Origin of the sequence: Luteibacter anthropi, assembly GCF_023699965.1 — a bacterium.
Taxonomy (GTDB): Bacteria; Pseudomonadota; Gammaproteobacteria; order Xanthomonadales; family Rhodanobacteraceae; genus Luteibacter; species Luteibacter anthropi.
The window spans coordinates 3,146,519-3,159,685 of the sequence record NZ_CP077072.1; the positions used below are offsets into that span (position 1 = coordinate 3,146,519).

The 13,167-nt window shown below is 65.6% G+C and carries 13 protein-coding genes; 10 read left to right on the forward strand and 3 right to left on the reverse strand.

All coding sequences use genetic code 11. The features are described 5' to 3' along the window. Positions 1 to 105 precede the first annotated feature (105 nt). The 7 genes from eno (at position 106) to KR767_RS13730 (ending at position 6,457) form a co-directional block, all read left to right on the forward strand. Positions 106 to 1,404, forward strand: coding sequence for a phosphopyruvate hydratase (gene eno / locus KR767_RS13700; protein ID WP_250876667.1), 1,299 nt, complete (start codon positions 106 to 108; stop codon positions 1,402 to 1,404). 23 nt (positions 1,405 to 1,427) lie between these two features. Further along, positions 1,428 to 1,754 (forward strand): cell division protein FtsB, encoded by a 327-nt coding sequence (ftsB, locus tag KR767_RS13705; protein ID WP_166950088.1) that lies wholly within the window; start codon positions 1,428 to 1,430, stop codon positions 1,752 to 1,754. Continuing rightward, a complete protein-coding gene (ispD, locus tag KR767_RS13710; protein ID WP_166950033.1) occupies positions 1,754 to 2,443 on the forward strand; it encodes a 2-C-methyl-D-erythritol 4-phosphate cytidylyltransferase in 690 nt (229 codons plus the stop codon). The genes ftsB and ispD overlap by 1 nt, the downstream gene beginning before the upstream one ends. Further along, the gene (gene ispF / locus KR767_RS13715) at positions 2,440 to 2,916 is read left to right on the forward strand and encodes a 2-C-methyl-D-erythritol 2,4-cyclodiphosphate synthase (protein ID WP_250876668.1); all 477 of its coding nucleotides are present in this window, start codon (positions 2,440 to 2,442) and stop codon (positions 2,914 to 2,916) included. The genes ispD and ispF overlap by 4 nt, the downstream gene beginning before the upstream one ends. Beyond that, positions 2,913 to 4,325, forward strand: coding sequence for a magnesium transporter (mgtE, locus tag KR767_RS13720; protein WP_250876669.1), 1,413 nt, complete (start codon positions 2,913 to 2,915; stop codon positions 4,323 to 4,325). Before ispF ends, mgtE begins: the two co-directional genes overlap by 4 nt. A 12-nt stretch (positions 4,326 to 4,337) precedes the next feature. After that, positions 4,338 to 5,354 carry a tRNA pseudouridine(13) synthase TruD gene (truD, locus tag KR767_RS13725; RefSeq protein WP_250876670.1) on the forward strand — a complete coding sequence of 339 codons (1,017 nt, stop codon included), beginning with the start codon at positions 4,338 to 4,340 and terminating at the stop codon, positions 5,352 to 5,354. A gap of 437 nt (positions 5,355 to 5,791) precedes the next feature. Next, positions 5,792 to 6,457, forward strand: a complete 666-nt coding sequence (locus tag KR767_RS13730; protein ID WP_250876671.1) for a DUF1345 domain-containing protein — start codon at positions 5,792 to 5,794, stop codon at positions 6,455 to 6,457. Between the two features lie 217 nt (positions 6,458 to 6,674). Here KR767_RS13730 and KR767_RS13735 read toward each other — a convergent pair whose 3' ends face one another. After that, positions 6,675 to 7,604: a DMT family transporter gene (locus tag KR767_RS13735; RefSeq protein ID WP_250876672.1), complete on the reverse strand. Its 930-nt coding sequence runs from the start codon at positions 7,602 to 7,604 to the stop codon at positions 6,675 to 6,677. 245 nt (positions 7,605 to 7,849) lie between these two features. Next, on the reverse strand, positions 7,850 to 8,602 hold the full coding sequence (locus tag KR767_RS13740) for an AraC family transcriptional regulator (RefSeq protein ID WP_166950045.1): 753 nt from the start codon (positions 8,600 to 8,602) through the stop codon (positions 7,850 to 7,852). Between the two features lie 125 nt (positions 8,603 to 8,727). On the opposite strand from KR767_RS13740, the gene KR767_RS13745 reads away from it, so the two are divergent. Beyond that, the gene (locus tag KR767_RS13745) at positions 8,728 to 9,135 is read left to right on the forward strand and encodes a hypothetical protein (protein WP_250876673.1); all 408 of its coding nucleotides are present in this window, start codon (positions 8,728 to 8,730) and stop codon (positions 9,133 to 9,135) included. 96 nt (positions 9,136 to 9,231) lie between these two features. On the opposite strand, the gene KR767_RS13750 is transcribed toward KR767_RS13745, so the two are convergent. Next, positions 9,232 to 10,461 carry an MFS transporter gene (locus KR767_RS13750; RefSeq protein ID WP_250876674.1) on the reverse strand — a complete coding sequence of 410 codons (1,230 nt, stop codon included), beginning with the start codon at positions 10,459 to 10,461 and terminating at the stop codon, positions 9,232 to 9,234. A gap of 113 nt (positions 10,462 to 10,574) precedes the next feature. Between KR767_RS13750 and KR767_RS13755 the strand changes: the two genes are divergently transcribed. Beyond that, the gene (locus KR767_RS13755) at positions 10,575 to 11,489 is read left to right on the forward strand and encodes a LysR family transcriptional regulator (RefSeq protein WP_166950051.1); all 915 of its coding nucleotides are present in this window, start codon (positions 10,575 to 10,577) and stop codon (positions 11,487 to 11,489) included. 71 nt (positions 11,490 to 11,560) lie between these two features. Then, the gene (locus KR767_RS13760) at positions 11,561 to 12,961 is read left to right on the forward strand and encodes a PAS domain S-box protein (protein ID WP_250876675.1); all 1,401 of its coding nucleotides are present in this window, start codon (positions 11,561 to 11,563) and stop codon (positions 12,959 to 12,961) included. Positions 12,962 to 13,167: the final 206 nt, after the last annotated feature.

A 13,167-nucleotide genomic window follows, 5' to 3' on the forward strand; every position in this document is an offset into this window, starting at 1 on the left:
GGCTCACGCGCGTCGCATCGTCTTATATTCCCCCTGTCTCCGGCCGCGGCGCGCTCATGCGCGCCGCGGCCGTGTTCCGTCATTCCACCTCGTAACGGGAAGCGCATGACCACGTCCATCACCAAGATCCACGCCCGCGAAATCCTCGATTCCCGCGGCAATCCCACCCTCGAAGCCGAGGTCACCCTCGCCGACGGTTCGTTCGGCCGCGCGGCCGTGCCCAGCGGCGCGTCCACCGGCACCCGCGAAGCGGTGGAGCTGCGCGACGGCGACACATCCCGCTACGGCGGCAAGGGCGTGAAAAAGGCGGTCGAAAACGTCAACACCACCATCGCCAAGGCGCTGGCCGGTTACGACGCGGCCGACCAGAAGGGCCTGGACGGCAAGCTCATCGCCCTGGACGGCACCGACAACAAGGGCAACCTGGGCGCCAACGCGCTGCTGGGCGTTTCCATGGCCGCCGCGCATGCCGTGGCCGCTTCGAAGAAGCAGGCCCTGTGGCAGTACCTGATGGTGGACGGCGGCGGCTCGCTGCCGGTGCCGATGATGAACATCATCAACGGCGGCGCCCATGCCGACAACAACGTCGACGTGCAGGAGTTCATGGTGCTGCCCGTCGGCGCGCCGAGCTTCGCCGAGGCACTGCGTTACGGCGCCGAGATCTTCCACGCGCTGAAGTCCGTGCTCAAGAAGGCCGGCCTCAACACCGCCGTGGGCGACGAAGGCGGCTTCGCGCCGAACCTGAAGTCCAACGTGGCAGCGCTCGACACCATCCTCGAAGCGGTGAACGCGGCCGGCTTCAAGATGGGCAGCGACATCCTGCTGGGCCTCGACGTGGCCAGCTCCGAGTTCTTCAAGGACGGCAAGTACGACCTCGAAGGCGAAGGCAAGGTCTTCACGCCGGAACAGTGGGTGGACACCCTGGCCTCGTGGGCGAAGCAGTATCCGATCGTCACCATCGAAGACGGCATGGCCGAAGGCGACTGGGATGGCTGGGCGCACCTCACCAAGGTGGTCAACGGTGGCATCCAGCTGGTCGGCGACGATCTGTTCGTGACCAATCCGAAGATCTTCCAGGAAGGCATCGACAAGAAGATCGCCAACGCGATCCTCATCAAGGTCAACCAGATCGGCACGCTCACCGAAACGCTCGAAGCCATCGCCATGGCCGACCGCGCGAAGTACGCCGCCATCGTCTCGCACCGCTCGGGCGAAACGGAAGACACCACCATTTCCGACATCGCCGTGGCCACCACCGCCACGCAGATCAAGACCGGCTCGCTCTGCCGTACCGATCGCGTTGCCAAGTACAACCAGCTGCTGCGCATCGAGGAAGCCCTGGGCGCCAAGGCGAAGTACGCCGGTCGCCACGCGTTCCCCAACCTGTCCAAGCTGCCGGGCTGAGCCAGGCCTTGAGCAACGCGGCCATCCTCCGCTGGGTCGGTCTGATCCTGGTCATGATCCTCATCGCGCTGCAGCTCAAGCTGTGGGTCGGCGGTGGGGGCATGGCCGAGGTGGATTCCCTGCGGGCATCGGTCAAGAAACAGACCGACGAGAACGCATCGTTGCAGACGCGCAACCAGGCCCTGGCCGCCGACGTGGAAGACCTCAAGCACGGCGAGCAGGCGACGGAAGCGCGTGCGCGCCAGGAACTGGGCCTCATCAAGCCCGGCGAGACGTTCTACCAGGTGGTGGAGCCGGGGGCCGCGACCAGCGCGCCTCCGCCTCCGCCGCCCGTTACCGGCGGCCAGTGATGGATGCGCTCTGGTGCGTATTACCGGCCGCCGGCAAGGGCGTCCGGGCCGGCGGCGACCGGCCGAAGCAATACCAGGCGGTTGCCGGGCGACCGCTGATGGACCACACCCTGGAACGGCTGGCCGCGCATCCGCGCATCGCCGGCCTGCTGGTGGTGATCGCGGCCGACGACGAACACTTCGCCGCCACGGACCACATCCTGGGCAAGCCGCTGCTTACCGCCATCGGCGGCAGCGAGCGCAGTTATTCCGTGCTGGCAGGCATCGACGCCTTGCCGGCCGACGTATCCGACGACGCCTTCGTGCTGGTGCATGACGCCGCGCGACCCTGCGTGCGCGCCGCCGACATCTCGCGCCTGATCGACCTGGCCGGCGAGGCCGGTGGCGGTCTGCTTGGGGCGCCGTTGCGCGACACCCTGAAACGTGCCGATGCCGGTTGTCACAGTGTCGCCACCGAACCGCGCGATGGTCGCTGGCGTGCCTTCACCCCGCAGATGTTTCGTCGCGGCGAGCTGGCGCGTGCACTTCGCCTTGCCGCGACCGACGGTATCGTGGTCAGCGATGAAGCGATGGCGATGGAGCGGGCAGGGCACGCGCCGCTGCTCGTGGAAGGCTCGGAAGACAATATCAAGGTAACCACGCCCGCGGATTTCGCGCTGGCGGAGTTCCTGCTGGAGAGAACACGATGATCCGTATCGGACAGGGATTCGACGTCCACACTTTCGGGCAGGGCGACCACGTGATGCTCGGCGGCGTGCGCGTGTCGCACACGCACGGCCTGCTTGCCCATTCCGATGGCGATGTCGTGCTGCATGCGCTGTGCGATGCGCTGCTGGGTTCGCTGGCGCTGGGCGACATCGGCAAGCACTTTCCGCCCACCGACGAAAAATGGCATGGCGCCGACAGCCGCAGCTTCGTGCGTGCCGTTCGCGACATGTTGCGCGAGCGCGGTTACGCGCTGGTCAATGCCGACATCACGGTGATCTGCGAGGCACCCAAGGTGAATCCGCACGCGCAGGCCATGCGTGAGGCGATCGCCGAGGATCTCGCCACCGACACCGACCGCATCAGCATCAAGGCCACCACCACCGAGACCCTGGGCTTCACCGGCCGCCGCGAAGGCATCGCCGCGATGGCCAGCGTGCTCGTGGAGCGCCTGTGAGCGAGGCCGAGACCCGGTCCTCCGGGCCTCGCCTGCACGGCAGGCCGGAGGCGATCGTCGCACTGTTGCGGCGGCGCACTGGCCTGCTGGAATCCTCGGCCGGCGACGATGCGCTGGCGGAGGTCGATGCCGAGCTTCAGGCCCGGCTCGACGAACTGCACCCGGCCGACCTCGCTGATGTTCTCGAAGCGCTGCCGCTGGAAGACCGCCTCGCCGTCTGGCAACGGGTGAAGTCCGACCAGGACGGTGAAATCCTGCTCGAAGTGTCCGACTCGGTCCGCGAATCGCTCATCGCGGACATGGACGACCGCGAAATCCTCGCCGCCGTCGAACCGCTGGACGCCGATGAGCTGGCCGACCTCGTGGACGACCTGCCCACCGAGGTGCTGCCGGAACTCATGGCCAGCCTCGACGCGCAGGAGCGCGAGCGCGTGCAGGCGGCCATGTCCTACGAGGACGACCAGGTCGGCGCGTTGATGGATTTCGACATGGTCACCATTCGCGAGGACATCAGCCTCGAAGTGGTGCTGCGTTACCTGCGCCGCTTCGACGAACTGCCCGCGCAGACCGACAAGCTCTTCGTCGTGAATAACGAGAGCGTGCTGACGGGGGTGCTGCCGTTGCACTGGCTGCTGGTGAATTCGCCGGACAAGATGGTCCACGAGATCATGGCGCCGGACGTGAACACCTTCCGTCCCGAAGACGACGCCTACGACGTGGCCCAGGCGTTCGAGCGCTACGACCTCGTCACCGCACCCGTCGTCGATGCCAACATGCATCTCATCGGCCGCATCGCCGTGGATGCGATGCTCGACTTCATCCGCGAGGAAAGCGAAACCGAGGCGCTGTCGCGCGGCGGCCTGCGCGAGGAAGAAGACATCTTCGCTTCGGTGTGGAAATCGGTGCGCAACCGCTGGGCGTGGCTGGCGATCAACCTCGTCACCGCCTTCATCGCCTCGCGCGTCATCGGCCTGTTCGAGCATTCCATCGAGAAACTGGTGGCGCTGGCGACGCTCATGCCCATCGTGGCCGGCATCGGTGGCAACTCCGGCAACCAGACCATCACGATGATCGTGCGTGCCATGGCGCTGGAGCAGGTCGGTGTATCGCAGGTCCGCCGCCTGTGGCGCAAGGAACTGGGCGTGGCCCTGTTCAACGGCGTCGTGTGGGGCGGTGCCATCGGCGTCGTTGCCTACCTGCTTTACGGCAGCGCCTCGCTCGGTGTCGTGATGACCGCCGCGATGACACTCAACCTGCTGCTGGCCGCCTTCATGGGTGTTGGCATTCCCATGCTGATGGTGAAGCTCGGGCGCGATCCTGCGCTGGGCTCCAGCGTTCTCATCACCGCCGTCACCGACAGCGGTGGTTTTTTCATCTTCCTCGGGCTTGCCACCCTGTTCCTTCTGTAAGGCGTTTTATCCATGACCGACGATGTCCTGCCCCATGCCTTCGGCGTGCCGCCGCTGCGCGCCCGCCTGCGTTCCACGCCGGACGACTTCCGTGTGGATGAAATCCTGGGCTACGAGCCGGATGGTGCAGGCGAGCATGTCTTCCTGCGTGTGGAAAAGCGCGGCGCCAATACCGACTGGGTAGCACGCGAAGTAGCGAAGTTCGCCGGCGTGCCGCCACTCAACGTGGGCTTTGCGGGCATGAAGGATCGCCATGCCGTCACCACGCAGGTCTTCACCGTGCAGCTGCCGGGCAAGGCGGAACCGGACTGGACCACGTTCCCGCATGCTGACGTTACGCTGACCTCGCTTGGCCGGCACTCGCGCAAGATCAAACGCGGCGCGTTGCGGGGCAATCGTTTCGTGCTGGTCCTGCGCGATATCGAAGGTGATCGTGCGGCGGCCGAGGAACGTCTTGCCTCCATCGCGGCACGTGGCGTTCCCAACTACTTCGGCGAACAGCGCTTCGGCCTCGGCGGTCGCAACGTCGAGCAGGCCAAGGCCATGTTCGCCGGCCGCCGCGTGGATCGCGACAAGCGCTCGATCCTGCTGTCTGCGGCTCGCTCGCACATCTTCAATGGCGTGCTGGCGGAGCGCGTGCGTGCGGGCAACTGGGATACGCAGATGGAAGGCGAGATCTGGGGCCTCGATGGCTCGCGCTCATGGTTCGGGCCCGAGGCATTCAACGACACGCTGGCCGAACGCGTGGCCCGCTTCGACATCCACCCCACGGGGCCATTGTGGGGGCAGGGTGAAACGCCGGCGGGCGATGCGGCAGGCGAGCTGGAACGCTCGGTGGCGGCCCGCGATCCCGATATCGTCACGGGCCTTGCCGGTGCCCGCATGGACCAGGAGCGCCGCGCACTGCGTCTGAAGCCCACCGACCTGTCCTGGCGCTGGCTGGACGATGGCGCCCTCGAAGTGCAGTTCGCCCTGCCGTCCGGCGCCTACGCCACCACCGTCATGCGCGAACTGATAACCGAACCCTGACCCCCGCGCGATCAACCTGACGAAAACACGTCTCCCTGTAGGAGCGCGCCTCGCGCGCGACCGTTATGAAACGGTGAACACACGATTCCACCCCGGTCGCGCGCAAGGCGCGCTCCTACAGGGATCTGGCACCACGCTGGCGAACATCGCCTGAGGCTATCCGGACGTTGTAGGAGCGCGCCTCGCGCGCGACCGGATATCACCGGGCGCACGGACCTGTACCGGTCGCGCGCAAGGCGCGCTCCTACAGGGGGGCGGGCGCCACGCTGGCGAACACCGCCTGAGGCTACCCGGACGTTGTAGGAGCGCGCCTCGCGCGCGACTGGATATCACCGGGCGCACGGACCTGTACCGGTCGCGCGCAAGGCGCGCTCCTACAGGGCTCTGTGTCTTTACCATGTGCGGCGTATAGTCCGGGCAGATCCGAGGAGTGCTGCATGACTGAACCGACATCACGCAAAACCTTGGGCCCGCTTCGCTATATCAAGGCGCGGCCACGACTGCTTATCGCGGCAGTGGTTGCCATCGCTGCCGGTGTGCTCATGGTGTCGCTCGGGCTGCCTGTGCGGCTGTCGCTCCTGCTCGGGTTCGATCTTGGGGCGGTGGTTTATCTCGTTTCCATCATCGTGATTTTCCGTGAGGCCAACGCAACGCATATGCGGCACCAGGCGCGGCTACAGGACAGTGGTCGCTGGACGACCTTGCTGAGCGGGGTGGCGTTGTCCACCGTGGTGCTCGCCGCGGTCAGCACGGAACTGCAATCGTCGGGGAAGGGCGGGGTGATGGATATCGCCGTGGCGGCACTGACGATCGTGCTCTCATGGACGTTCATGAATACGCTCTTTGCGTTGCACTACGCGCATGGGTACTACGGCGATTTCGGCAAGCAGCACCAGGGCCTCGATTTCCCCAAGACGGATGACCCGGATTACTGGGACTTCGCCTATTTCTCCTTCACCATCGGCATGACGTTCCAGGTTTCCGACGTGCAGATCACCACGCGTTACCTGCGTCGCGTGGCCCTCATGCACAGCGTCATCGCCTTCTTCTTCAACGTGTTCATCATTGCCATCAGCGTGAACATCGCGGCAGGCAAAGCCTGACAGAAGCCTTGTAGGAGCGCGCCTTGCGCGCGACCGGTATGAAAATGTGAGCTCACGACTCCAGACCGGTCGCGCGCAAGGCGCGCTCCTACAGGGATCTGGCGCCACGCTGGCGAACATCGCCTGAGGCAACCCGGGCGTTGTAGGAGCGCGCCTTGCGCGCGACCGAATAACACTGGGCGCCCGGACCTGTACCGGTCGCGCGCAAGGCGCGCTCCTACGGGGATCTGTGTGCTCGTACGCATAGCACTACGCTGGCGGATACGGCCACCATCGCCACCCACTCGGCAGGGTGCGGCCAGCGTGATTCCCACAGGAATCCGTAGAGCAGCGCGAACAGGGTTTCGAACAGGATCATCTGGCCGACGAGCGTCAGTGGCAGCAGGCGGCTCATGCGATTCCACAGGCCATTGCCCACGATGGAGGCGAACACCGCCACGCCCGTGCTCACCGCTGCAAATCGCAGCCATGCGGCCATGTCATGTGCGCGCGGATCGAACCACAGCGCAGCAGGCACCAGCAGCAGTGAGAGCGCGCCGGTTGCGACGCCGGTCAGCAGGTTCCAGTCATGCGACGACACGTGCTCAAGCCGGGCCAGCCACCGCGCGTTGCGGATGGCGTAGATCGTCCAGGAGACAAGGGCGATCGCGGCGCAGGCCAGGCCGGCGATGCGTTCGAACGATGTGCGGGTGCTCGTGGTGTCGCCAAACGATTGCCAACCGATGCAGGCAATGGCGACGACGCTGAGCAGCAGGGACGGTGCCAGCCTTCGCAGTGGCACCGCGCCATGATCGCGGCTTCCGATCAGCGTGATGCAGACAGGCAGGAAACCGATCACCAGCGACGTGACCGCGACACCACCCCATTGCACGGCGGCAGCGACGGCGACGTAGTAAACGATGTTACCGAGCAGTCCCAGCCCCGCCAACGTGCGCCAATGCGATGCCGTTACCCAGCCACGCAACGCAGGCCAACGCGGTAGCAAGAGCACCACGGATATCGCGCCGTAGACGAGATAGCGACCGGCCGCCAGTTGCAGAGGCGAGAAATCGCCCACCAGTTCCGGCGCCAGGAATACGGCACCCCAGAGGGCACCGGCAAGCACACCGCAGGCGATACCGAGCCAGGTTTTCGTCGTGACCGCCATGCATGCCTCCGTCCAGGCCAGTCAGGATGCCTGAAGCAGCATGCGCATGGCTTGGCGGGGACTACATGTTTTTGGGCACGGTCTCGCGATGGACAGCACGGAATAGTCCAGACCAGTAGATTGCCCCTCACCTGTAGGAGCGCGCCTTGCGCGCGACCGGTGATGCGAAGGAAGTGATGGCTTTCGCGGCAACCGGTCGCGCGCAGGTCGCGCTCCTACAGGTGAAGTCACAGCTTCAGTGCGAGTTACCCGTTTTCCGGCCCGTTCTCGCGATGACGGCGGCGATACGCGGCAGGCGTGATCCCCATGGCATCCCGCATGGCACGAGTGAGAGTGCTCTGGTCGGCAAAGCCACATGCCGTGGCGATGCGGGCGATGGCCTCGTCGCCACGCACCAGTTGTTCGCTGGCACGCCGCAGGCGCAGATTCGCCAGCCACGCCCGGGGCGTTGTGTCCAGCTCGCTGCGGAACAACTCGTGCAGGCGGCTGACGCTCATGGCGCCGCGTGCGGCCATGTCGGCGGCTGTCCAGGGTTGGTGAGGTGCGTTCTCGACGTCACCCAGGATGCGGGCAAGCCGGGATACGGGGCGGGGCGCCTCGCGGGTGAGTGCGTCCAGCAGCAGGGGTACCCATAGCGACAGCGCCTCGGGCGTCTGTCGGCCCTCGTCCAGGGTGATCCGCATGTATTCCACGAGCGCCATGGCCGCTGGCGTCATGGGCACGAAGGGACGTTCCGCCAGGCGGCTGGTGATATTGCCGGGCAGCAGGGACGCATCGAGATCCACGATCAGCGAGCGGTTGGGCACCTCGCCCACCGTGGTATGGCGGGTATCCTGGGCCACGAAAGCCGCCATGGCCGCACCGGCCCGGCCTTCACGGCCATCGATATCCAGCGACACCAGCCCGCGCACGGGCAGCACGATCTGGGCGTACTCGTGCCGGTCGCTGCCGGTGTCGCCGTCGTAGCTGCGGACGCTGAGGTGGGGATGCGGAGCCATGGGCCATTCTAAGCCCGCCGTGGCCCGGCTGCCGAACCGGCATTTTTCTTATTGACGCGATGCGGCAATCGGAACGATCTTCCCCTTGCCCGGCGCGCCGGGCGGATACGAGCAAGGGGGAAACCATGCATATCCATCCATTCCTGAGGGCGGCGGGGGCCGCGCTCCTGTTCGCGCTGGCCACGGGCCAGATCGATGCCCGCACCGTGGAAGAGGCGCCGCCGGATACGGTCTGCACCCTCCTGGGCACGGCCTTGCGCTATGTCGATACCACGGTCACCGTGCGTGCGGTGGCCAGCTCGCAGGGCAAGACGGCAATCCTCAGCGACGGCCAGTGCCAGGGACAGATCGCGCTCAATATCGACGAAGCCAACAGCCACAAGCGCGATGTCTCGGCTTTCCGCCGTGCCATCACCTCGGCGGGGGCACAGGCCAGCGCGACGGTCTTCGGCCGCTTCCACCCCACCGCCAACGCGGGCACGCCATACGCCATCGACGTATACAGCGTGCGCGACATCGCCGAAGTGAAGTAAGGCGAGCGCTTCCTGTAGGAGCGCGCCTCGCGCGCGACCGATTATCGCGAACCCATTCATTCATTCGCTTCGCCCGGTCGCGCGCAAGGCACGCTCCTACACCAGCTTTTGCCAGGCGCGTGGATGCCAGCCGATCCACAAGGTGATGGCAAGCATGGGCAACACGGCCCAGGACAGCGCCGTGGCACCCACGCCGTCGAGGATCACGCCACCCAGCAGGCCGCCACCGGCCACGGCGGTGTTCCAGCCCGTGACCAGTAGCGACTGGGCCACGTCCGCCGATTCCCCGGCGTTACGACTCAGTGCCGTCTGGAGCAGCGCCGGAGAGCCGCCAAAAGCCAGCCCCCACACGCCGAGCGCCGCGGCCAGCACGGCAGGCGATGCCGGCCACAGGGCAATCGCCGCCGTGGCACCGAGAAAACCGACGATGCCCAGCAGCACCAGCGTGCGCATCATCCGGTCACCCAGTGCACCGGCGACCCAGATGCCAACGATAGACGCCACACCGAACAGCATCAGATAGCGATCCACCTTATCGCCCACGCCTGCCACGGCAAGCACGGGTGCCACATAGGTGTAGAGCACGTTGTGCGCAAGCACGAACACCAGCATCGTACCCAGCACCTGCGCCACGCCCGGCAGGCGGAAGACACGGCGCAGATCGAGCGGCCCGCCGTCACGCTGGCCGGCGAAGTCGGGCAGCGTCGCACGTACCCATACCAGCAACACGAAGCTCAGCATCGACATGATGCCGAAGCTCCAGCGCCAGCCTATCTGCTGGCCGAGCAGGGTGCCTGCCGGGATGCCCAGGGACAGCGCCAGCGGCGCGCCAGCCATGGCGATCGCCATGGCGCGTGTCTGCTGCGAGGGCGACACCATGCGCGTGGCATATCCGGCGAGCAGCGCCCACAACAGGCCCGCACTCACGCCGGCAATGAGCCGCGCCACGAGGATGAGCGGATACGACGACGACATCGCCGTGATGGTATTGGCGAAGAGAAACCCCGCCATGGCCGTCATCAGCAACGGCTTGCGACCCAGGTGCCGCGTGGCCGCCACCAGGGGAATCGCCGTCAGCAGCGAGCCGATGGCGTAAATCGTCACCAGCTGGCCCACCAGTGCCTGGCTGATGCCGAGGCTGGCGCTCATGGTCGGGAGCAGGCCGGCCGGCAAGGCTTCGGTGATGATGGTGATGAAGCCGCCGCTGGCCAGCGCAATAAGACCAGCCAGCGGAAAAGGCGCTGTGTCGGCGACGGGCGCTTCCGGGGCAGCGCAGAGGCTGCCGTCGGGACCGATGGACGGCTCACCGAAGGGTTGGGGAGACATGGCGGATACTCGGGTAAAGGAATACCTGCCACCTTAGGAACTCCCTCATTCGGGAAAAAGGCGGGTACAGTTCCCCAGTATCCGGACATATCTGTCCGCAATGGGAATCCGCCATGGACAGCCTGGGCAGCCTCCAGACCTTCGTACGCGTGGCCGATGCACGCAGCTTCGTGGATGCCGGCCGCTCGCTGGGTGTCACCGCCGCCGCCGTGGGCAAGGCCATCGCGCGGCTGGAACAGGACATGGGCGTGCGCCTGTTTCATCGCAGCACGCGCAGCGTGGCGCTCACCGCCGAAGGGCAGCTCTTCCTGGTGCGCTGCCGGCGCATCCTGACTGAAGCCGAGGCAGCGAAGGCCGAGCTGTCCGAGCGGCTTGGCACGGCGCAGGGACGTTTGCGCATCAGCCTGCCCACCGTCAACGACCTCACCTTGCCACTGCTTGCGGAGTTCGCGAAACGCTATCCCGACGTGGTGCTCGATCTGGATTTCACCGATCGCGTGGTGGACGTGATCGACGAAGGTTTCGATGCCGTGATCCGCGTGGGCAAACCGACGGACTCACGACTTGCAGGGCGTTACCTCGGCAGTTTCAACCGGCACCTCATCGCATCGCCGGCCTACCTGCAAGCACACGGCGAGCCAAAAAAACCGGAAGACCTGCTCGCCCATCACTGCATGCACTATCGCTATCCGAGCACGGGACGACTGGAAACCTGGCCGCTGCGCTACGACGGCCCCGAGCTGCGCATCCCCGAATCCCTCATCTGCAACGATATCCAGACGCGTATCTGCTTTGCCGCGCGCGGCTTCGGCATCGCCTTCGTGCCGGATCATTCGTCGCGTGGCGCCTTGCAGCGTGGCGAGGTGGTGACCTTGCTCGACGACTACCTCGACGCATCCAGCTGCTTCAACCTGCTGTGGCCATCGGGACGGCACGTGCTGCCGAAACTGCGCGTTTTCATCGATTTCGTCAGCGAGCACATGTTTCCTTGCCCCGAGTCGGCGTGGCGGAAAGTCGCAGCCGACTGACATCGCATCAAGCCGTCACATCGCCCGGCCGTTAACGGCGCACACCACATGGACAAGGGAACGGCAGGGCGATGAAGAAGATCATTACGCGGTGGCTTGCGCGCTGGCTGCATGAAACCGCACCTGCGAAGGAGGCCACGTCGGTGGACGAGAGTGCCTTTCGCACGCTGGAACAGACGCTGGAGCAGGCACTCGACGCAGTAGTGACGATTGATGCCGCAAACAACGTTATTTTCTACAACGCATCGGCGGAACACCTGTGGGGCTATCCACGGGCAGACGTACTGGGCCGCAACGTCTCGATGCTGGTGCCGTTTGCATTGCGCGCCGGTCACGATGCCTTGATCGATGCCAATCGCGAAGGCCAGCCCGACCGCATCGTGGGCACGAGCCGCGAAGTGCAGCTTGAGCGTGCCGATGGCACAAAGCTATGGGTATCGCTGGCGATGTCGCGCATCCGTCTGGACCATGGCATCTACTACACGGCCTTCGTACGCGACGTGAGCGCGGACGTGGCGCGTCGCGATGCCCTGCGATTGCTGTCGATGGTGGCGGATCACACGGACAACGCCGTCATCATCACCGATGCATCCGGTATGACCGAGTATGTGAATCATGGCTTCGAGCGCATGTCGGGCTTCGCACCCGAAGACATCATCGGCCGGCGCCCGGGTGATGTCTTGCAGGGCAGGGCAACCAACCCGCATACGGTAGCGGCGGTGCGTCAGCGCCTGCATGCAGGCCAGGCGATCTACGAAGAAATACTCAACTACCGCAAGGATGGCGAACCCTACTGGGTATCGATGGTGATCAATCCCGTGCGGGCGGACGGCGGAGCCATCGAAAAATTCGTCGCGATCATGGCGAACATCACAAACTCCAAGCTGCGCAGCGAGGAAGACCGCATCCGCCTCCAGGCCATCGACCGCAGCAACCTCGTTGCCGAATGGGCACTGGATGGCTGCTGGCTGACGGGCAACCCCCTGTTGCGCGATTTGCTGGGCGGCGAAGCACCGCGCGGCAACGCCAACATCCTCGAAGCCGTGGGCGCCTCGGGCCGCGCGGCATTGGACGACCAGCGCGACGCGCCGGCATCGATGGTGCTGGAGCGTCACGACGGTGGCGACCTGCGCGTCACGGCCACGGTAAGCGTCATCCGCGATTCGGAAGGCCGTTCGGCAAGGCTGGTGATGCACGGCCAGGATGTCACCGCACGTCACGATACCGACAGCCACGTCCTCGACCTCACCAGCCGCGTGGAGACCATTGCGTCGACTGTCTCGAAAATCTCCTTCCAGACCCACGTCCTTTCCCTCAACGCCGCCATCGAGGCAGCACGCGCAGGTGCCGAAGGCAAAGGCTTCGGCGTGGTGGCAGAAGAAGTCCGCGTCCTGGCTGCGCAATCAAAAGAAGCTGCCGACCGCATCAGCCGCCTCCTGGCCTCCGCCCGCCTGCGCCTGGAAGAACTGTAGGAGCGTGCTTGCGCGCGACCGGTTGTCACGAAAACCATCAACCCATTCGTACCACTGGTCGCGCGCAAGCACGCTCCTACAGAAGCAGGTGGTCGCAATGTGTGGAGCGTGAGCAGGCTGTCGCGACGTGCGGCGAGCAAGCAGCTTGCGGCAGCGTGGGGAGGGCCGCCCCCGCTGGCTCGTTCTTAGCCACGTTCGAGCGCCGA

What these genes read in the sequence shown, in the direction of transcription:
- eno (WP_250876667.1), top strand. Translation starts at nt 106, where the DNA reads ATGACCACGTCCATCACCAAGATCCACGCCCGCGAAATCCTCGATTCC.
- ispD (WP_166950033.1), top strand. Translation starts at nt 1,754, where the DNA reads ATGGATGCGCTCTGGTGCGTATTACCGGCCGCCGGCAAGGGCGTCCGG.
- ispF (WP_250876668.1), top strand. Translation starts at nt 2,440, where the DNA reads ATGATCCGTATCGGACAGGGATTCGACGTCCACACTTTCGGGCAGGGC.
- truD (WP_250876670.1), top strand. Translation starts at nt 4,338, where the DNA reads ATGACCGACGATGTCCTGCCCCATGCCTTCGGCGTGCCGCCGCTGCGC.
- KR767_RS13730 (WP_250876671.1), top strand. Translation starts at nt 5,792, where the DNA reads ATGACTGAACCGACATCACGCAAAACCTTGGGCCCGCTTCGCTATATC.
- KR767_RS13735 (WP_250876672.1), bottom strand. Translation starts at nt 7,604, where the DNA reads ATGGCGGTCACGACGAAAACCTGGCTCGGTATCGCCTGCGGTGTGCTT.
- KR767_RS13740 (WP_166950045.1), bottom strand. Translation starts at nt 8,602, where the DNA reads ATGGCTCCGCATCCCCACCTCAGCGTCCGCAGCTACGACGGCGACACC.
- KR767_RS13745 (WP_250876673.1), top strand. Translation starts at nt 8,728, where the DNA reads ATGCATATCCATCCATTCCTGAGGGCGGCGGGGGCCGCGCTCCTGTTC.
- KR767_RS13750 (WP_250876674.1), bottom strand. Translation starts at nt 10,461, where the DNA reads ATGTCTCCCCAACCCTTCGGTGAGCCGTCCATCGGTCCCGACGGCAGC.
- KR767_RS13755 (WP_166950051.1), top strand. Translation starts at nt 10,575, where the DNA reads ATGGACAGCCTGGGCAGCCTCCAGACCTTCGTACGCGTGGCCGATGCA.
- KR767_RS13760 (WP_250876675.1), top strand. Translation starts at nt 11,561, where the DNA reads ATGAAGAAGATCATTACGCGGTGGCTTGCGCGCTGGCTGCATGAAACC.